Annotated in this window: 21 protein-coding genes and 1 other RNA gene; 9 read left to right on the top strand and 13 right to left on the bottom strand. The window is 48.9% G+C overall.

The features are described from left to right. Positions 1-45: 45 nt before the first annotated feature. Entirely contained in the window at positions 46-636 is a 591-nt protein-coding gene (locus DFP94_RS09650; protein ID WP_114496255.1) for a TlpA family protein disulfide reductase, read from the bottom strand. Between the two features lie 118 nt (positions 637-754). On the opposite strand from DFP94_RS09650, the gene DFP94_RS09655 reads away from it, so the two are divergent. Then, entirely contained in the window at positions 755-1234 is a 480-nt protein-coding gene (locus tag DFP94_RS09655) for a M67 family metallopeptidase (RefSeq protein WP_181873086.1), read from the top strand. Here DFP94_RS09655 and DFP94_RS09660 read toward each other — a convergent pair. The 3 genes from DFP94_RS09660 to DFP94_RS09670 are packed head-to-tail and all read right to left on the bottom strand — an operon-like array spanning position 1221 to position 4535. Then, entirely contained in the window at positions 1221-1955 is a 735-nt protein-coding gene (locus DFP94_RS09660; protein WP_114496257.1) for an exonuclease domain-containing protein, read from the bottom strand. The genes DFP94_RS09655 and DFP94_RS09660 overlap by 14 nt on opposite strands. Next, positions 1952-3043, bottom strand: coding sequence for a DUF294 nucleotidyltransferase-like domain-containing protein (locus tag DFP94_RS09665; RefSeq protein WP_114496258.1), 1092 nt, complete (start codon positions 3041-3043; stop codon positions 1952-1954). The genes DFP94_RS09660 and DFP94_RS09665 overlap by 4 nt, the downstream gene beginning before the upstream one ends. Positions 3044-3092: 49 nt before the next feature. Further along, positions 3093-4535: an ammonium transporter gene (locus DFP94_RS09670; RefSeq protein WP_114496259.1), complete on the bottom strand. Its 1443-nt coding sequence runs from the start codon at positions 4533-4535 to the stop codon at positions 3093-3095. Between the two features lie 326 nt (positions 4536-4861). Between DFP94_RS09670 and DFP94_RS09675 the strand changes: the two genes are divergently transcribed. Both DFP94_RS09675 and DFP94_RS09680 read left to right on the top strand, forming a co-directional pair. Further along, positions 4862-5293 (top strand): MerR family transcriptional regulator, encoded by a 432-nt coding sequence (locus DFP94_RS09675; RefSeq protein ID WP_114496378.1) that lies wholly within the window; start codon positions 4862-4864, stop codon positions 5291-5293. Positions 5294-5341: 48 nt separating this feature from the next. Beyond that, positions 5342-6022 (top strand): zinc metallopeptidase, encoded by a 681-nt coding sequence (locus DFP94_RS09680; protein WP_114496260.1) that lies wholly within the window; start codon positions 5342-5344, stop codon positions 6020-6022. 89 nt (positions 6023-6111) lie between these two features. On the opposite strand, the gene gltC is transcribed toward DFP94_RS09680, so the two are convergent. Then, a complete protein-coding gene (gene gltC / locus DFP94_RS09685) occupies positions 6112-7023 on the bottom strand; it encodes a glutamate biosynthesis transcriptional regulator GltC (RefSeq protein WP_114496261.1) in 912 nt (303 codons plus the stop codon). A gap of 141 nt (positions 7024-7164) precedes the next feature. Then, positions 7165-7779, bottom strand: a complete 615-nt coding sequence (locus DFP94_RS09690; RefSeq protein ID WP_114496262.1) for a rhomboid family intramembrane serine protease — start codon at positions 7777-7779, stop codon at positions 7165-7167. A 109-nt stretch (positions 7780-7888) separates the two neighbouring features. On the opposite strand from DFP94_RS09690, the gene tpx reads away from it, so the two are divergent. Beyond that, entirely contained in the window at positions 7889-8410 is a 522-nt protein-coding gene (gene tpx, locus DFP94_RS09695; protein ID WP_114496263.1) for a thiol peroxidase, read from the top strand. 129 nt (positions 8411-8539) lie between these two features. On the opposite strand, the gene DFP94_RS09700 is transcribed toward tpx, so the two are convergent. The 3 genes from DFP94_RS09700 to DFP94_RS09710 all read right to left on the bottom strand — a co-directional run bounded on the left by DFP94_RS09700 (position 8540) and on the right by DFP94_RS09710 (position 10161). Next, positions 8540-8932 carry a DUF1499 domain-containing protein gene (locus DFP94_RS09700; RefSeq protein ID WP_114496264.1) on the bottom strand — a complete coding sequence of 131 codons (393 nt, stop codon included), beginning with the start codon at positions 8930-8932 and terminating at the stop codon, positions 8540-8542. Positions 8933-9104: 172 nt separating this feature from the next. Further along, positions 9105-9295, bottom strand: a non-coding RNA gene (ssrS, locus tag DFP94_RS09705) — 6S RNA. Between the two features lie 74 nt (positions 9296-9369). Beyond that, positions 9370-10161 carry a YesL family protein gene (locus DFP94_RS09710; protein ID WP_114496265.1) on the bottom strand — a complete coding sequence of 264 codons (792 nt, stop codon included), beginning with the start codon at positions 10159-10161 and terminating at the stop codon, positions 9370-9372. Between the two features lie 177 nt (positions 10162-10338). On the opposite strand from DFP94_RS09710, the gene DFP94_RS09715 reads away from it, so the two are divergent. Next, entirely contained in the window at positions 10339-10440 is a 102-nt protein-coding gene (locus tag DFP94_RS09715) for a sporulation protein YjcZ (protein ID WP_114496266.1), read from the top strand. 69 nt (positions 10441-10509) lie between these two features. Here DFP94_RS09715 and cshA read toward each other — a convergent pair whose 3' ends face one another. Further along, the gene (cshA, locus tag DFP94_RS09720; protein WP_114496267.1) at positions 10510-12105 is read right to left on the bottom strand and encodes a degradosome RNA helicase CshA; all 1596 of its coding nucleotides are present in this window, start codon (positions 12103-12105) and stop codon (positions 10510-10512) included. A gap of 263 nt (positions 12106-12368) precedes the next feature. Between cshA and DFP94_RS09725 the strand changes: the two genes are divergently transcribed. The 4 genes from DFP94_RS09725 to DFP94_RS09740 all read left to right on the top strand — a co-directional run bounded on the left by DFP94_RS09725 (position 12369) and on the right by DFP94_RS09740 (position 16490). Further along, entirely contained in the window at positions 12369-13190 is an 822-nt protein-coding gene (locus DFP94_RS09725) for a YitT family protein (protein ID WP_114496268.1), read from the top strand. A gap of 176 nt (positions 13191-13366) precedes the next feature. Continuing rightward, a complete protein-coding gene (locus tag DFP94_RS09730) occupies positions 13367-13567 on the top strand; it encodes a hypothetical protein (RefSeq protein WP_181873087.1) in 201 nt (66 codons plus the stop codon). Between the two features lie 233 nt (positions 13568-13800). Continuing rightward, positions 13801-14985, top strand: coding sequence for a putative glycoside hydrolase (locus DFP94_RS09735; protein WP_114496269.1), 1185 nt, complete (start codon positions 13801-13803; stop codon positions 14983-14985). 113 nt (positions 14986-15098) lie between these two features. Then, positions 15099-16490, top strand: coding sequence for an MATE family efflux transporter (locus DFP94_RS09740; RefSeq protein WP_114496270.1), 1392 nt, complete (start codon positions 15099-15101; stop codon positions 16488-16490). A 291-nt stretch (positions 16491-16781) separates the two neighbouring features. Here the strand turns inward: DFP94_RS09740 and pfkA are convergent, their stop codons facing one another. The 3 genes from pfkA to DFP94_RS09755 all read right to left on the bottom strand — a co-directional run bounded on the left by pfkA (position 16782) and on the right by DFP94_RS09755 (position 19273). Then, a complete protein-coding gene (gene pfkA, locus DFP94_RS09745) occupies positions 16782-17753 on the bottom strand; it encodes a 6-phosphofructokinase (protein WP_114496271.1) in 972 nt (323 codons plus the stop codon). 21 nt (positions 17754-17774) lie between these two features. Continuing rightward, positions 17775-18800: a tetraprenyl-beta-curcumene synthase family protein gene (locus DFP94_RS09750; RefSeq protein WP_425459251.1), complete on the bottom strand. Its 1026-nt coding sequence runs from the start codon at positions 18798-18800 to the stop codon at positions 17775-17777. Positions 18801-18946: 146 nt separating this feature from the next. Continuing rightward, on the bottom strand, positions 18947-19273 hold the full coding sequence (locus DFP94_RS09755; RefSeq protein ID WP_114496273.1) for a hypothetical protein: 327 nt from the start codon (positions 19271-19273) through the stop codon (positions 18947-18949). Positions 19274-19391 lie beyond the last annotated feature (118 nt).

The raw sequence follows: 19391 nt of genomic DNA on the forward strand, positions 1-19391 counted from the left end.
GGGCAGTCCTTCCCTGGCGTTTTTTATTGACTCCATTTATAACCGCTACACATTCAACAGCTTTTTGATTTTGGCCTCCAACTCTTCCTTCGAAAGGGTGCCGACGATTACATCCTGGACCTTCCCGTTCTCGTCGATCAGCACATTGGTCGGAAAAGCAATGCCGTTATACATTCTGTACAGTTTCTCTTTCTCATCCAGAAGTACCGGGAAAGTGTAACCGTAATTTTCAACAAATTCCTTCGCATTGTCCAGCTTGTCGTAAAAGGTGACATTTACCGCATAGACATCAAGCTGGCTGCCGTATTTGTCCGCCAGTTTCACCAGGTCAGGAGCTTCTTCTTTGCACGGGTCGCACCAGGAAGCCCAAAAATTGAGGAGCAACGGCTTATCCCGCTTCCCTCCAACCTCGTAGGTTTTCCCGTCCAGCCCGGCAAGTGAAAATTCCGGTGCGGGCGTCCCCGGTTTCGGAGCATTTTCAGCCACCAGGGCGCTTACCGATTTTCCCGATTCCGCCTCCGTCGCGGAACTTTCTCCGCTTCCGAACCAAGATTTGATTTCTTTATCGTAATTTTCGTATAAGGCAGCAGCCAGCAATACCAGTAGACCGGCAAGAATCCATCTGTTACGTTTCATAGGACGACTTCCTTTATGTTATGTTGTATACAAAGCAAAGCTTGAATTTGCTTGTTCCCGATCTATTGTACCCCGTTTCCACGAATAGTTACAGTTTAAGATGAAAGGAGATTGCCCGATGACCGGATTCAGCAACGCCGACTCATTCCCCACCTTGCTGCAGCTACCAGTTCAAGTCCGTACCCTGTTGGAAAAAGATTACGAAGACCGTTATCCGAAGGAAGCATGCGGTGCGCTCTTTGGGCACCTGTCCAAGGAAACCGTGATCGCGGAAAATTACTTGCCGCTTTCCAATATCGCTGAGGATCCCCGGCATGCCTTCGCCTTCGATCCCGTCGAATGGGTGCGTTGCTGTTACGCCGCCGATTTGATCGGCATCTATCATTCGCATCCGACGTCACTGCCGGTCCCGTCTTCGCTGGACATCCAGGAGCTTCAGCATTTCGGCTCCCTTCTTTCCGTGTATCTCATCGGAGGTCGGACCACTAAAGAAAAACCGTCCGGAAACATCCCGGACGGCTTCTATGTTCATGCTTATTCGGTTGTCAGGCGAAACAACGAAGCCTTCTCGCTTCGTAATCTGATCATGTCTTGCTGAGAAAGCTGTAAAGATCCCCAAGCGTAATGACTCCCCGGTCTTTTAACCGTCCGATCATGATCTTCCACAATCCGGCCGTCATTTTGGCATCTTCCAACGCATGGTGACGCTGCAAAATCGGAAGGTCATAGGCATTAAGCCAGTCGTCTAGCGAGGAGATCTTTTTGTCCGGTTCCAGTTTTTGCGCGATCATCATCGTATCCAGTACGCGATGTCCCAAATGGGCCTTCGTCGTTTTCCACAGAGCCACATCCAAAAACGCTTTATCATGCGCACTCCCGTGAGCGATAAGTACCCGGTCATCGACAAATGCCATGAATTCACGCAGTGCCTGCAGCAGCGACGGAGCATCCTGAGCCATCTCCGGCGTAATGCCCGTCAGCTTCACGATGTCTTCCGGAACCGAGCAAGCCGGTTTGCACAGCGAATAATAAACCTCTCCCGTTATCTCTTCTCCATCCACCTTGACGGTGCCGAAAGATAAAATCTCATCCCCGTAATGATAGTGAAACCCCGTCGTCTCCAGATCAAACACCGCAGTCTTCAATTGGCTGAGCGGAATATGAAGCGTCTCCGGCCGGCGTTGTCCCTTGGTCAGCGAGCGCACGAAAGCGATCTGCTGGGCGCTGGGTGCTCCGAGCATAGAAGCGATCCGCGGGGAGATCCCTCCGCCCTTGAATGCATCCCAGAATCCGCCGTTTCCCTTCATCGGTTCCTTCATAGCCATTTCCTTTCTGCATATCTTTGCTGCCGCTGCAAGGTACGATACATCAGCTTAACCGTTCCAAGCGCTTCCCGCAGCTCGCGTCTGATTTCTTTCTGTTTCAATGTAGCTTGAGGCAAATATCCAGTTCCCGACACACTTCCGTTTTCTTCTATATAAGAGGTCATCGATCTGAACCTCAATGCAGTATGAAACGCCTGCAGGCAGGATTCCAGCCATCGGAAGGGCACGACTTCAAGCTCATTCAGCTGAGCCAGCCGGTCCTGAGTCGATGATGCGTTAATGCCATATTCTACGGCCAAATACCGGACCGCATTGACAATAGGAAGGTATAGCCCGTATTTTACGTCAAAATCGCCGGCATGCTCTCCGGTCTGTTCCGTAATCACCTGCCCCAAAACATTCAACGCTGCTTTGTGACGAACGGTATTGCGCAGCACGGCCGCTGCAAGGTTCTGTTCCGGAGGCGAGGTTTGTTCAAAAATTTCATGCATGGATTGGCGCAGCCTGCGGGAGAGGTTTATGTCGCCCGAAACATGGCGCAGATCCGCTGCGATCATCAGATATCTCACCTGTTCCCAGCCGAGCTGCTCTCTCCAGGTTTCAAGCTGCTTCTCCCATTCCACGGCGGTTTTTCGCCATAACGGGTTCGAAACCATCACATTCCCCGGGCATGGCGGATAGCCTGCCTCTTCAAGAATTTGCGAAAGTCTGATTCCGAATTGGTCAAAGTAGGTCTTTGCCTCAGGATCCTCGTTTGTTCCGATAATCAGGCCGTTATCCTGATCGCTCCACAGGGTTTGTTCTTCTCTGCCTGCGCTGCCGAAGGCAACGAACGCATATGAAGCAGGAGGAGAGCCGAAGCCCTCCTCGATGAACTGCTCTTCACATAGACTCACTGCTCTCGACATCACGGCGTCTTGAAGTTCTCCGGCCTCACGATTCCACGCTTCGATCTTTGTAGATGTAAACCTGTCATACAGACGTGTTTGCTCCTCTAATCGCGCCGACCTAAGCAGCCCTGGAGTGGAAGCCGACCGGATCGCTTGAAAACTGACATGGTTCATCGCCGTTTCGTATCTCATAGGCCGACTCCCTTTCTTTCATAGATGATTAGCCCTTGATGCACAGTACTTACAAAGCTGTATCGTTCTTCACGATTCGAGGTCCGTCTGCCACAGTCTTCGCGCTTGGAGCAGCTGTCCCTTGGTTCAACAAACTCATTTGTTCCGGATAACCATAGGTTCCATGTTCACTGATATCCAGACCCATCATTTCCTCTTCTTCCGTAACGCGCAGTCCCATTACCCATTTCATACCGCCGAGCAGCAGGAACGAAATCGCAAGCACGAATGCGAATGTACCGATTACCCCCAGTAACTGTACGCCCAATTGTCCGAATCCGCCACCGTAGAAGAGGCCTGCCGAACCTACCCCAGTCTTGTCGGCCAGTTCAGGCGTAGCGAACAAACCTGTAGAAATTGCACCCCAAACCCCGGCAATACCATGTACGGAGAAGGCATAGATCGGATCGTCCAGTCCGGCACGTTCAAACCATCTTGCTGTGAAGAATGTCAACACGCCGGCTACGGCACCGATTACAATGGAAGCCCAAGCTTCGACAAAGGCACAAGAGCCTGTTATTGCAACAAGTGCAGCAAGCACACCGTTCAGCATACTTGGAATATCCGACTTACCCATGACAGCCCATGAAATAAGCAATGCAGCTACGGCCCCGGCTGCTGCCGCGAGGTTTGTTGTGAGTAAGACATAACCGAAGAATCCATCATTCAGCGGAGTTAATGCACTACCTGGGTTAAAGCCGAACCATCCCACCCAGAGAATAATTACGCCGAGTACAGTCAGCACTTGGTTATGACCCGGAATACTGTTCGGTTTGCCATCTTTATTGTACTTGCCAAGACGCGGCTTTAACAGAATCGTAGCGACCAATGCGGCCGTTGCACCCGTTAGATGGACAACCGTCGATCCTGCGTAATCCTGCATCCCCAGCGCGCCGAGCCAACCGCCGCCCCATACCCAGTGAGCGACCACCGGATAAATAATCGTAAGGAAAAGTGCGCCGAAGATAATATAAACGCTAAGTTTGGCACGTTCCGCCATACCGCCGCAGGCAATCGCCAGAGATACGGCGGCAAAAGCCATTTGGAACAGGAACATCAGATTTAAAGGAACTCCGACTTCGGAGAATACGCTAAATGATCCGATAGCATCTTCCCCGCCGAACAAAAATCCCGTGGTTCCCAGGAAGCTGTTTCCATCCCCGAATGCGAATCCGAATCCGACCGCCCACCAGACGACGACGGAAATTCCGAGCGTCAGTACGGTCTTGCCGGCAACGTGCCCGGCGTTTTTCATTCGTACCGTCCCTGCTTCCAGAAGAGCAAAACCGGCTTGCATAAAGAACACCAGCATGGTTGCCAGGAAGACGAACAGAGAATTCAAACCGATTTGGAGAACCGGCGCAGTTATTTCTCCCTCTGCAGCAAACGCCGATACAGGAAATGCAAATGCAGCTAACGCTCCTAGTGAACCAAACAGCCATTTCTTTTTCATGAGACCCTCTCCTCAATGTCATATTCCCTAACACAAATTAAAATGTTAAGGTGATTATAAGACTAAATATGTTGACATGACAATAGTTTTTTTGAAAAAAACCGAAAAATGCAAATTACATTACATATAGTGTAAATTAAATTACATGACATGTCATATTTATCTGTTTTAATAGTTAAGTTACTGATAAATATAAAGTATGACGTTTGACTGTACAGTTATTGTTCGAGTATCATAAATAATGCAAAGGTATTACATTTTAGACGGAATGAGATACTTGCTTTAAAAGAGATTAATTGTTGGAGAGAGGTGATCCTATTGGAGTTATAAAACTTTATCGGATCGGGGAACTGGCGAGAGCTGCGGAAGTCAGCGAACGCACCATTGACTATTACACCAAGCTTGGTCTGATCTCAGCTGAAAAACGGACGCAAAAAAATTACCGTTTATACAGTTCTGAAACCTTGGCACGGTTGGAACGTATTAATCAGATGAAGCAGGAAAAATACTCGCTTGAGGAAATCCGTAAGAAGCTGGAGCAATGGCATAATGTCACGAACGAAGAGCACGTGACTGAGAAATTAAGCTCGCTTGAACTTCATATGCAACAGCTCGAACGTGAAGTGAAAGAACTCGAGCCGCTGATTTCGAGCCTGAAACCGGGCCAGGCACGCCGGGCATTTTCCAATCTGATGCCGCAAAGCTTGGCATGCATCGAAGCACTCCGAATCATACTGAATCACGGCCCTTTCAGCTAAGTGATTTTTTCTGACCTATTTATCTGACCTTTTATGGAGGAATAAATCATGTACTCTAATGTAATGCTTATCCCGATATTATTGGCCTTTGGATTGTCTTTATGGGCCCAGTTCCGTGTCTCGGGTACGTTCAAAACTTGGGCGAAAGTACCCAACATGTACGGATTAACGGGTCATGATGCCGCCAGACGCATGCTGGACTCCCATGGACTGTATGATGTACCGATCGAACCGGTTCGCGGCACTTTGTCAGATCACTACGATCCCATCAAGCGAGTGGTCCGTTTATCGGAGCCGGTTTATTACGAAAGATCCATCTCGGCCGTCGCGGTGGCTTGCCACGAAGTCGGGCACGCCATTCAACATAAAGAATCGTATCCGATGCTGGTAATGAGGCACAGAATGTTTCCGTTTGTGAACTTCGCCTCCGGCATTGCGCCTTTCCTGATTCTGGCCGGCTTCTTGTTCGGAGCTTTCAATTTGCTTGGACTTGGCATTATCTTCTTCTCAGCAGCCGTGCTGTTTCAACTGGTTACCCTGCCGGTCGAATTCAATGCCAGCAACCGGGCCCGCAAGGTGATGCTCCAACAAGGATTCGTCACGCATGAAGAAGAGCGCGGCGTAGCAAAAGTGCTGAACTCGGCAGCCCTGACCTATGTAGCTGCGGCCCTGATTTCCTTGCTCGAACTCATCCGTTACATTCTCATGTTCATGGGTAACCGGGAATAAACTTATCTTGCCAATACGTTAACAAGCTCCCCTGCTGTTTCTCACAGCGGAGGAGCTTGTTTTTTGTGAGACAAAAAAAAATCCGCCGGTCATTGACTCGGCGGTGTATCGATTTGAAGTCCGAAATATTCCAGCAAAAATACCTTGAATGATTGGGCGACGAGCGGCAGCTTTTCATCGGCGCGGTGAATCAGTCCGATCGTGCGGGTTACCTTGGGATCCGAAATACGAACCCGGCTCGGCTGCAGTGAGAAGCTCTGAAACAGCGCCATTTCCGGCAGCAGGCTTACTCCCATGCCAGCGGCAACCAGACCGCGAATCGTATCGGTCTCCTCCCCTTCAAAGGCTATCTTCGGGGTGAATCCGGCCTCTAGGCAAGCCTGCCATACAATCGGCCGAAGCGAATAACCTTTGCTGAATAAAATAAACTTATCGTCCTTGAGCTGATTCAATCGGATGCTTTGTTCACTTGCCAATGGATGACTGGGCGGCATGATTGCTACCAAGTCTTCCGTCAGAACCACATTCCCGACCACCTGGTCATGATTTTCCGGAAAAGGCGATATGAATGCCAGATCCACTTCACCCGAAACCACATCGCGAATCAAAGTAGGATACGTCCCCTGCCTGAAACGGAATTTGACATTGGGATAAAGCTTGCGAAACTCTGCCACTACACTGGGAATAATATGAATGCCCAGGCTGTTCGGAAAACCGAGACGAATCTCCCCTTGTTCGGGGTCCAAGAACTCATGCACCTCGTTAACGGCACGGTCCAAATCTTTCAGAATGGTCTCGACCCGGCTGCAAAACAGCTGGCCAACGGCTGTCAGTTGCAGATTCCTTCCTTTTTGCATAAACAGGTTAACGCCAAGCTCTTGCTCCAATTGGTGTATTTGCCGGCTTACCGCGGATTGAGCCACATGCAGTTCTTCCGCCGCCTGGGTGACGTGTTCTTTCCTCGCCACTTTAAGAAAGTACTGTAATTGTCTTAATTCCACGAATCTGATCGCTCCATTTCGCATCTGCTCTTTAAATCCGAATTAGGGCCGATAAGTATAAAAGGGCTTACATACGAAAAAATAACTATTATTAGATAAAGTGGTGGGTTATCTCTAATGTACCATGTACCTCTTCGAGGTTCAACGGGGTTTTAACAATCTGATGATAAGCCCATAGAGGAAGAATCCCCCAACCAGCCCGCCGAAATGAGCCATCCAGTTCACCTGGGGTACAACGACGGAAAATATGACCCCGACGATCAACAGGCTGTAAAGCGTCTTACGGGAACTCTCATCCATCAACTGCCGCTGCAGTAGAGCGATGTACAGAAATGCACCATAAACCCCGTAAACGGCACCGGAAGCTCCTACGGAAAGATGAAGTTCCGTCGACTGACGGTAGATTTCCAAACTGATCAAATTGCCTATAAGGCCGCTGCCAATGTATAGGAGCGCATAACGCCAATGACCCAGCAGCCTTTCCAGCGGCGGAGCAAACACCAGAATAGCGAAACAGTTGGAGAACAGGTGCCCGAAGTCATGATGCAAAAACATGGAAGCAAACAATCTCCATGTTTCACCTTCATAATACGGATCATTAATTAGAGCACCGAATTTGATCTGGGTATAAGGATTATCTGAACCCCCATTAAACATGACGACCAAAAACATGAGCAGGTTGGCGGCCAAAATCAAACAGGTCACCGGATAATAACGAAGATAGCTTTTCCAATTCTCATAACGGATAAAAATCATCTGAACCTTCCTTTACGGTCTTTATTTCCCAAAGTTGGACAATCGCTTTTTAAAACGACTATAATTAAGACTGGATAACCCATTATCTCATGTTTAGGAGGAGAATCAAATGACACAAGAACGCGCAAGCGTGGCAACATTCAAAGGCAATCCCATTACGTTAGTGGGGCCGGAATTAAAAGTCGGTGATACTGCACCCGATTTCCGGTTGAATAAAAACCTGCTCGAAGAAGTCACACTGCAAGACTTTGCAGGCAAAATCAAGCTGATCAGTGTCGTACCCTCCCTGGATACAGGCGTATGCGATGCGCAAACCCGCCGCTTCAATCAGGAAGCAGCCGACCTTGGCGATGACGTGGTCATTCTGACCGTCAGTGCGGACCTTCCGTTCGCGCAAGCCCGTTGGTGCGGAGCCGCTGGCGTAGACCGCGTCGTAACATTGTCCGACTATAAGGATAATGCCTTCGGCAAAACCTACGGCGTTCTCATCAAGGAATTCGCGCTTGACCAACGCGCCGTTTTTGTCGTCGATCAAGACAACAAAATCCGTTACGTCGAAGTGCTTAAAGAAATGTCCGAGCATCCCGATTACGAGAAACCGGTAGCCGCTGTAAAAGAATTGCTGTCCTGATCGCCCCGGTCTCACTGACCGCTACTTCAGCGTCTCCATATGAAATACAACGGTAAACGAAAAGCGAGCGAGGAGGGAAACCCTCCCTGCTCGCTTTTATCATGCAGCGTCATCCATAGTAAAGTACGATCAGGACGACACTTTGTAGGACGACAGCTTTTTATCCAACATGCCGAACAAATGCAGGATGTTGCGATAGTTAGCCCCCAGATCGCCGAACGATCCGCGGGTGGCCGAGTAAATATCCACCGCGCTACGCATAGGACCGGTAGACACGATGGAAACCGTAATATCCATCGTACGTCCGAAGCCGCTGCGCTTCTCCAGCGTAATCTCCCCTACGGAAGGCACTTCATGAAGCACTTTGTAGCCAGGCACTTTTTTCAGGGTCGAGGAAACTTCCTCCCAAATTTTGTCTTTGGATAATTGATAATATCTTGTTTTTAATTCGGGCACTTTCGCACGGTCACTCGTTCCTTCCTGACTGCGAAATATGCCGGTAAGCGTTCTCTTTAATGACAACCTGTTCTTCCTCCTTTATCCTACTAACACAATCAAGAATACGATTTCACTATAGATATAGTTTATCATTGTTGAGTAACAAACAAAAGTCAAGAGATCACTTCAAGCACACAAAAAAGCACTTCAAAGTTTCGGAATTCCGAATTCTTCAAAGTGCCGCATGTTTTAAAAAGGAAGACCCGCCTATGCCGTCCGGTTACATTGTCTCGAACCTGCGTTAGCAGGTGGGTGACCGCAGCGGCATTTTTGAAGTCCCCTAATCAACTTGGATAGGGCCTTTCAGCTATGACGCGATATAGGTCTCCCGAGACTTTGTCATTGGTTCAAAACAACATAGAACCGAAACGTACATCGCAGGACGTAAACTTATTATAAAACTTCATCAGATAAATGTAAACTTGGCGAGTCAGGAAATTCCATCCAATCCCCGATTATCTTTAATCTTTTTCCTTCTCTGATCCCGAAGGAAGCTCCAGCGTCGATTCATCGCCATTTTCGTCGGTATTCGCGGCTTCTTCTGCTGCGCGCAACTTTTCGACTTTTTCCTGGACTTTATTATAAGCCGCATAGAAATTAAAGAAAGCCACAAGCGCTGTCAGGCTCGCAAGTCCGAAAAAGATCAGCCACGGAAACCGGATGGTCAGAAAAACGAGAACCCCGGTGCAAATGACGGTCGACAACATCCGGAACGGCTTTAGAATCGTGAGCAAAATCGCATTTTTAATCAACTGGGTAACCTTTAAATAATAGTGGGCCACCATGGAGAAAAAATGGAACAAAGATACCAGCAGCACCACCAGGAAAACCAGGATGACAATCCCGATGAACTGCAGATTGTTGTTGAATTCCTTCATGTACATCTGGTAATCGACAATCATGATTACCGTAAGCAAAGTGTAGAATATTCCGCCGAACATGCTTTGCTTATAGTTCTCTTTGTACCCTTTGAAGTAAGTCTTGATGATACCTACATCCGCTTCCCCCATAACCCATTTGCGAGTCACCGAAAACAGGGCGGACGTGGCCGGAAAAAATGTAAACGGTGCCAAAATCGCCATTATCCACATATTGAATGCTGCAAAGCCCCATCCTCCCGGGATAAAGAACGCAGAGAAGGCAAAAAACAAAAAAGGCAGGGAACAAACCAGCCACAGCAAGTTGCTGCCCGATATTCTCATGATCCATTCCGTAATTTTATAAAAACCGCCCATTAAACCTTTAGATTCCAAGTAAAGATCTCCCTCCGCAAGTGATTAATTTGTCTATACATACTACTATAGCACGATTGCATAATCACTATCCAGCGCCTATTTTGACGGTTCTGGGTTGCCGTCTAATCTGACGCCCTACGCCTGCATACAATAATACGTAATTTCAACCATTCACAAATTCAAAGGAGGTATCTCATGTCCCAGGTAGGAGGATATGGCGGTTCCTGGACTTCCACTGGTACGATTCTGGTCTTGTTTATTCTGCTCGTTATCGTCAGCCGGACGATTCTGTATTAATTTTGAAAAACAAAGAAGACGAAGTAGGACTTCGTCTTCTTTGCCTCGCTTCTATTTCAGGCTCGGTAATTATTTGTCGAACGAGTTGTCGTCACGCTTGGCAGGTCTGCGTTCTCCGCCGTTATAGTTCGAAGAGCGCGGCTTCCGGTCCGATGAAGAACGGTAGGAATCACGGTTTCCTTCTTTGTTATATCCGCCTTTGTTTCCATAACCACCGCGGTTTCCGCCTTCGCGGTTGTCCCGACGCTGATAGCCACCGCTACCGCTGCCACCGCCGCTGCGGTTGCCGTAACCGGATGGCTTACGTCCGCTGGAACGGATATCAGGATTCCGGCGTTTCATGCGAATCGGTTCTTCCGGGGTAAGCTCGATGCTCGTTTTTTCGTTCTTCTCACCGGTAATTAACTTGAAGGCTGCTGCCAGCAAGTTCACCGAATCATATTGCTCCAGGAGTTGGATGGCGATTCCCTTATATTCGTTCAGTTCAGAGGCTTCAACCAGTTCAAGGATCCGCTCAGCCGTAATACGTTGTTTGCCTTCAATCGCTTCCGCAATGCTCGGTAACGGTTTGCGGGCGATTTTATGCCGGGTAATCCGCTCGATGAAGTGCAGATGATCGATTTCACGCGGAGTAACGAACGACCAGGCTGCGCCTTCTTTGCCTGCGCGGCCGGTTCTGCCGATCCGGTGTACATAACTCTCCGGATCCTGCGGCAGGTCGAAGTTAACGACATGCGAAACGCCGGAGACGTCGAGACCGCGTGCGGCTACGTCCGTAGCTACAAGCACATCGATGCTGCCGTCACGGAATTTGCGCATAACATTGTCGCGCTGGTTCTGCGACAAATCGCCATGCAGCCCGTCAGCGGAATAACCACGTTTCTGCAGGGCTTCCGACAATTCGTCTACCCGGCGTTTGGTCCGGCCGAAAACGATGGCCAGCTCAGGCGATTCCATATCTAACAAACGGGTCAATGCGTCAAATTTTTGCCGTTCATGCACTTCAATGTAGGCTTGATCAATCAGAGGCGCACTTATTTGTTTAGGGATAACGGAGACATGCTCGGGATTTTTCAGGAACTGCTGAGCCAGCTTCTGGATATTCGAAGGCATTGTGGCGGAAAATAACATCGTCTGACGTTCTTCGGGAACCAGCTTCAAAATGGATTGAATGTCATCCATGAAGCCCATATCGAGCATTTCGTCGGCTTCATCCAGCACTACCGTCTGAACATCATCAAGTTTGATCGTTTTCCGGTTAATATGGTCAAGCAGTCGGCCCGGGGTACCGATAATGATTTGAGGCTTCTTCTTCAATGCGCGAATTTGGCGAACGATATCTTGACCGCCGTAAATAGGAAGGGAACGCGTACCTTTGAATCGTGCCAGCTTGCCGATCTCTTCGGCTACTTGAATGGCTAGCTCACGGGTTGGAGTCATAATCAGAGCAACGATGCGCTCTTCTTCTTTAGGGATTCCGTTGATGAGCGGAAGTCCGAAGGCTGCCGTTTTCCCGGTGCCTGTCTGCGCTTGTCCGATTAGATCGCGCCCGGTGAGGGCAATGGGGATGGATTTGGATTGAATCGGCGTCGCTTCCTCAAAACCGAGCTCCGTAATTGCTTGTAAAACTTTAGGCTCTAGGCCGAAATCTGCAAATGTGTTCAAATTGTTCATACTCCTTCTATATAGTGGACATTCCACAAGCTTGACTGTATTCTTAAGTAGCATTCAAACGTTTATAGACTATCCAATCTCTCCACAAAATTTGCATAGGTGACTGGAACGCGAGAAAACTTCTGACGGTAAACACCGTTTTAAATGGAAATGGATCCCTACTCAAGAATATCTCAAACATTATAGCACAAAACAGTTTGAGAATACCAGCAAGCAGGTTGGGATACTTCCGTATCAAATGTGAGGTGGATTTAGTGTTAAAGGAAATCAGGAACTGTATCGCTATTTTGATCGGAGCCGCGTGCATCGCCTCCGGATTCAACTTGTTCCTCGTTCCGCATCATTTACTTAGTGGCGGCGTATCAGGACTTGCCATGCTAACCGGTTACTTCTCACCGCTAAGTATCAATACCATGTATTTGGCTTATAATGCGCCGGTGCTAATTGCCGGCTGGTTTTTGCTCGGCAGACGTTTTGTCGGATTAAGCATGCTTTCCGTTATCGCAGTGACTGGGCTGATGGCACTCATTCCGGAAAAGCCGCTTGCCTCCGATACGCTGCTGTCAGCGGTTTTCGGAGGCGTCCTCGTAGGCATCGGAAGCGGTCTCTCTTTTCGCGTAGGCGGATCTTCAGGCGGATTTGATATCATCGGTTCGATCGTAACGCGTTACCGGGACTTTCCGATTGGGAACATCCTCGTCGGGATGAACGGTCTGGTTATTTTGGCCATGGGCTATTTGGAAGGAAACTGGAATCTTGCGTTGGCCTCCATGGTATCCATCTATCTGGCGGGCAAAGTGCTGGATTTTATCCACATCAATCACCTCAAAGTAACCCTGTTCATCATTACCGACAAGACGGACGAACTGCTTGAACGACTTCTTTGCCGTCCCCGCGGCGTAACATTGATCAAAACGCAGGGCGCATTTTCCCATAAGGAAAAAGATATGCTTATGACAGTGACCACCCGCTATGAGCTTACGGAACTGAAGGATATCATCAAGTCTACCGATCCCTCGGCCTTCGTGAATATCGTTGAAACCGTCGGTGTCATGGGCTCGTTCCGTAGGCGTTAATCTTATTGGACGCGCGTTCGTCCGCCGTTCCATTTGTGTTGCTTTGTGGTATAATACTATCAAGCGGTTCCTTCAACAACTTTATAGTTATCAGCTTTACCTTTATTTCACAGGCTGTAATGCTTTTCCGAAGTAGGAATGATTCCGGTAACGAATGATTCTTGTAGGAAAGGGTGATGGATGTGGAAACAGAAACGGTAAAACTGGAGCAAATTGTCATGAAGTGGTTCCCGGATATGCTGCCTTTTTTGAATCAGAAGGAACTTAACTCCATGATCATCCTTCGCGATGGTCTGACAATTCTGGAACCGGAAGATGCGTTGGAAATTATCCAGCTCAGCATCTGCGAGCATCAAAATAGTCATTTCCTTCATTAAATAAGCTTTGCGTTAACGTGACCGTTTCTTCTGCAAAAGCGGAAGAAACGGTTTTTTTTCTGAAAAATGAATCAATCTCCCAATCTCTTAAAAATGAATAGGTTTAAGAAAGTGCCATTACGTTTAAAAAAACAAAAGCGTCGATCGAAATATCAATGGTGACAAAGATGTTTTTTCTGGAAACCTGACATCAGATATAATCAAAGCGAGCGCAAACAAGGGAGAGGAATATCATGAACATCCTATGGACTCTTTTACTTCTAGCCTTGGGTACAGGCAGCGGGGAAACGCCGGCCAATCACGCCGACGGCGGAAGATTACCGGCCATCGTGCAATCTACCTATCAAACTTTCACGGCAAATGTAGCACAGGGACGAAAAGAGGATCCTCTGTCTCCGGCGGAGATGGTGGTACCGGTTCAGCAGGAAGAAGCTCCTAAAGTCAAAGGAATATACGTCACGGCATACAGTGCAGGAGGATCGCGGCTTAATACGCTGATCGACTTGCTCGACAAGACCGAATTGAATTCCATGGTGATCGATATCAAGGATGACGCAGGATATATCACCTACAAAACCGATAACCCCGAACTTCAAAAATTGGGTAAGCCGCAGCCGTTCATCCGCGATATCGACGGGTTAATGGCAAGGCTGGAAAAGCATGAAATTTATCCGATCGCCCGCGTGGTGGTATTCAAGGATACGATTCTGGCCAAAAAGAATCCGGAGCTCTCCTTCCGGAACAGCGACGGGACGGTTTGGAGCAACGGGAATGGCGACAACTTCGTTAATCCGTATAGTAAAGAAGTTTGGGATTACAATATAGAGGTCGCTAAAGAAGCTGCCAAACACGGTTTTAAAGAAATTCAGTTCGACTATGTCCGCTTCCCGGAAGGCTTTGAAAAGCGGGCTGATTCTCTGAAGTATACCAAAACCGAGTTGAGCCGCATCGACGCCGTCGCAGCTTTCGTGCAATATGCTCGAGAACAGCTGGAGCCCCTCGGCATCAAAGTGTCTGTCGACATTTTCGGATATGCGGCTTCGGTACCTGCAGCCGAAGGCATAGGACAGGATTTCGTGAAGATTTCCAATCAAGTTGATATCATCTGCCCGATGATTTATCCAAGTCATTATACAACGGGCTGGTTTAACGCCAAGGACCCCGACAAAGCTCCTTATCAGACGATTAAGGGAGCCGTTGCGGATACCCACAAGAAGCTCGATCCGCTTGGAGAGAACAAACCGATTATCCGCCCCTGGATTCAGGACTTTACGGCAAGTTGGCTCGGCAAAGGCCATTATACGAAATACGGCAAGCACGAAGTGGAGGAGCAAATCCGGGCATTGAATGAAATGAAAGTTGATGAATATCTGCTCTGGAACGCATCCAATCGGTATACGACTGGCGTTGATTATTAAATAACGATTATCAATCAAACGGTATAATTTTGTTCATATTATTATATGCTGAATTTTCTCAAGACCCGGGCTTTTCGCCCGGGTCTTTGGACGGTGAAATGGAGTTTACGATAATGAAAGAAACAGAGACCCTGAAACAAAAGTACATCCAATTTTTGAAAATACTGCTTCCGATTCTGGTCACCCAGGTAACGATGTCATTGATGACCTTTTTCGATACGATGATGTCCGGTCATGCAAGCCCTGCCGATCTGGCGGGGGCGGCAATCGGTTCCAGCATCTGGATTCCGGTGCAAACCGGACTCAGCGGAATTCTTATGGGAATTACACCCATCGTCTCCCAGTTGGATGGAGGAGGGCAACAGAATAAAGTCGGATATCACGTCATGCAGGCGCTCTGGCTAGCCTTTGCCGTCAGTATCGTTGTCCTCGTCGTTGGCGGACTGGTTATATCACCTATGCTGGGAAGCATGCAACTTGAACCGAAAGTCCATCATATCGCCTTTTATTTCCTGGTGTCGATTTCCACGGGAGTACTCCCTCTTTTTGGCTATATCGTAATCCGGTCCTTTATCGATTCGCTCGGTCAGACCAGAATCTCCATGTTGATTACGCTGGTCTCCCTGCCGCTTAATATCGGAGCCGGATACCTGCTGATCTTCGGTAAACTTGGATTTCCCCGACTCGGGGGCATCGGATCGGGTATCGCAACCGCGTTTACCTATTGGTGCATATTCCTGTTGGCGCTATGGATCGCGCATAAGGCGGAACCGTTTGCCGGTTACGGCATTTTCCGCAAATTCCACCGGATTTCGTTATCGAAATGGAAGGAATTAATGAAGATCGGCGTCCCGATCGGATTCGCCATCTTTTTTGAAACCGCCGTATTCGCCGCAGTCACGCTGCTCATGAGCCGGTTCGACACCTTGACGATCGCCGCTCACCAAGCCGCGAATAATTTTGCTTCAACGCTCTACATGATTCCGCTCAGTATCTGTCTGGCGCTCACGATTCTCGTCGGATTTGAAGTCGGCGCCGGGCGGCAAAAGGATGCCAGACAATACGGCATCCTCGGGGTCAGCACCGCCGTTGCTCTATCCCTGCTTACAGCCATCATTCTGATGCTGTTCCGCCGGGGCGTGGCCGGGCTATATTCCAGTGAAGAAGATGTCATAGCGCTGATCACCCACTTCCTGGTGTATGCCATCTTTTTTCAAATATCCGATGCCATCGCCACGCCGATTCAAGGTGTGCTACGAGGATACAAGGATGTCAATCCGGGATTTTGGATTTCCCTGCTGGCATATTGGATCATCGGACTGCCGCTCGGATATGTGCTGGCCAATTTCACCGATCAAGGCCCCTACGGTTACTGGATCGGATTGATCACCGGGCTCGGTGTGGCGGCGATTCTGCTGTTGCGGCGTCTGTTGCGGCGTCTGTTTGTCATTCAGAAGCGGATGGAGCGCAGCGGGCGTGCCGTAGCTGGCAACTCACAAACATAAACGAAAAAGGGGCTGGCCTTAGTCATCTATCAACAACGTGATGACTTTAGGACCAGCCCTTACTTGTGCAATTAAAGAATTAGCTGTAAAACCTGCTGTTAATTCTAGCTTATGTGAGCCTTGGCGTGTAATTAACTGTAAAACCTACAGCTAACTGCACGCTTTTCGGCTAGAGAGACCAAATCAGTTGAAATAACTGTAGTATTTACAGCTATTCGGTCCCAAACTTGAAAAACTGAAGATTTAACTGTAGGAAATCCAGTTAAGTTCATTCAAGCTCGGTTTTCCTTCTTATTGCGACAAACGCGAAGCGAGCTCATACAAATCCATATCGAACTCTTTCTTGGTGGCTACGACCTTCTCGATGTCGGTCAGAATCATTTCTCCGCCGATCATGCCGCAAGCCTTGTTCGATTCGCCCGCGATCAGGCTGCGTACGGCAAAGTCGCCCAACCGGCTTGCCAGGTTGCGGTCAAACGGCGTCGGCGATCCGCCGCGTTGAATGTGCCCGAGCACGGTAGCGCGAGGCTCCAGCGACGGTTGACGTTTCTTGATGGCTTCCACCACTTCTTCGCCCTTGCCTACGCCCTCGGCCACGATGACGATACTGTGTCTCTTGCCGTTGTCGAAGTTTTGTCTCATCCGGTCTGCCACTTCGTTCAAATCGAACGGCACTTCCGGAACCAGAATCGTTTCCGCTCCGGCAGCAAGTCCGGCATGGAGCGCAATATCCCCGGCATGGCGGCCCATAACCTCAACCACAGACGCGCGTTCATGGGAGGACATCGTATCACGCAGTTTGTTGACCGCGTCCACCACAATGCCTACAGCCGTATCGAAGCCAATCGTATAGTCCGTAAACGAAATGTCGTTATCGATCGTTCCCGGCAGACCCATCGTTTTGATGCCCAGCTTGCTGAGCTTCTCGGCCCCTTGATAGGAACCGTCCCCGCCGATGACGACGAGTCCGTCGATGCCGCGGTCACGCAAAATTTGCGCGCCTTTTTGCTGGCCTTCCGGCGTTTTGAATTCCAAGCAGCGCGCCGATTGTAGAATCGTCCCGCCACGTTGGATGATGTCGCCTACGCTGCGGATATCCATAGAGAAAATATCGTTATTAAGCAGCCCTTGGTACCCCCGTTGGATACCGTACACTTCCAGGCCGTAAAACAAGCCGCTGCGCACAACGGCGCGTACTGCCGCGTTCATGCCTTGCGAATCTCCACCACTGGTAAGAACTGCGATTTTTTTAACTGCTGACATGATGATTCCTCCTAAATGTTATTAAAGATGTTTGCGGATCCAACGGCTATTTACAAAAAAGAACAACCGCATCAACGGGCTTCGCTTCATCAAGCGCCGTGAAACATCACGAATCTCCTGCTGCTCGCTCACCTTCGGATCCGATAAATAAAGCGCAAGCAATCCTTCGATGATCATTCTGTGGAATGAGGATGCAGGCAGCCGCTTAATATCCTCGCGAGCGCCACCCACAATAAAAGCGATACGGTTTAGCATCGTTTCCTTATTTTCGTAATAGCTGCAGAAATTCAAATCCCCACCCACTTCATCCTCCGCCTGATCGATCAGGTAATCAAGCATAATATGTAGTCCGCAAACATGCGGGAAATAGGCGTTATGGATAATCTCCGCACTGTTGTCGTCCAGTTCGGGATTGCTGGCCGCCAAGAATAGCATGAACACCCCCAGCGTGGAGCCCGTTGCCGCGGCAAATTCGTTCCAACGCAATTGCGGGGTACGTTCCTTATGCTGTTCCCACCAGGCCAGCAGCGCCTGCTCACGAAGCTTAGGATCGATATGCTTGTACACCTGCAGATCGGTATACAGCCCCACCAAATCCAGAATATACGGCTTAACTACGCGATAAGCGGGAAGCTTATCGATGTTGTCCCGGCAAGTCTGCACCAAATGATGGAGATATCCGCCATCATCGTCTTCCTCGCGCAGCGCGTAGTAATCCCGGATATCGCTGCAAGGATTGACGGCGTCCAGCATGCTCCGGTGCAACAGGCGGAAATCCTGTTCATCCATGGAGGTACTCCGGTCGCACAGGTTGTCCAAATAGTCGCTGATCGTCTGAAAAGCTACAATTAAAGGGATGAGTACATCGCGCTTTGCTAAATTGGCGGCGGCATATACCGAACCGCCCTGACAGTGGAATTCTTTTGCCTCGATACTAGCAAGCGCCTGTTTTCTAAGCTCAGGGTCAGGGATCGTTGCCGCTTCCTGTCTCCAGCCGTCCAATTCCTTACGGACATCAGGCAGAATGAACTTATAGACGCGGCTCATTAATCTGATCGGCTCTCTGGGAAACTGGTTTCGGCTTTGCTCAAGTTCAATCAATGGCCTGCCTCCGCTACGTTGTTAAAAATCGCATTATTAAAAAATCATTCTATATTATAATATGATCCCACTTTTTGCACAAATAAACAAAATCACAAGTATCTTTTGATGGGAACCGAGTCTTCGTCCTGGCTGATGCGGTACCAAATGTGCAGATCATTAATCCGGCTGGCCAAATCCGCGATTTCGCCATTCAGATTGCAACTGGCTTCGAAGTCGTCCTCTTCATTCATCTTCTGCAACTTCCGCTCGATTTCCCGTTCCAGTTTCTTTACTTTAGTAGGGATGCGGCCGCGGGCATCCTCCCAGGTTTCGATGATGGCCAGACGTTCGCTGAGATGGTAGTCCTCAAAAGGTTGTTCCAGGTGCGGAACATGAATATCCAGTCTTTCGTCGTAAATAAAGTACGAATGGTTCATTCTCAAAATGCCTCCAGCTATAAAAATTTGCCGACATAAGCTTCAGTACAACTGCATGTATTGCGCAACAACCCTCCTGCCTCACATTATACACAGAAGGCGCGCAGTTTCTAAACTC

Origin of the sequence: Fontibacillus phaseoli (assembly GCF_003337355.1) — a bacterium.
Taxonomy (GTDB): Bacteria; Bacillota; Bacilli; order Paenibacillales; family Paenibacillaceae; genus Fontibacillus; species Fontibacillus phaseoli.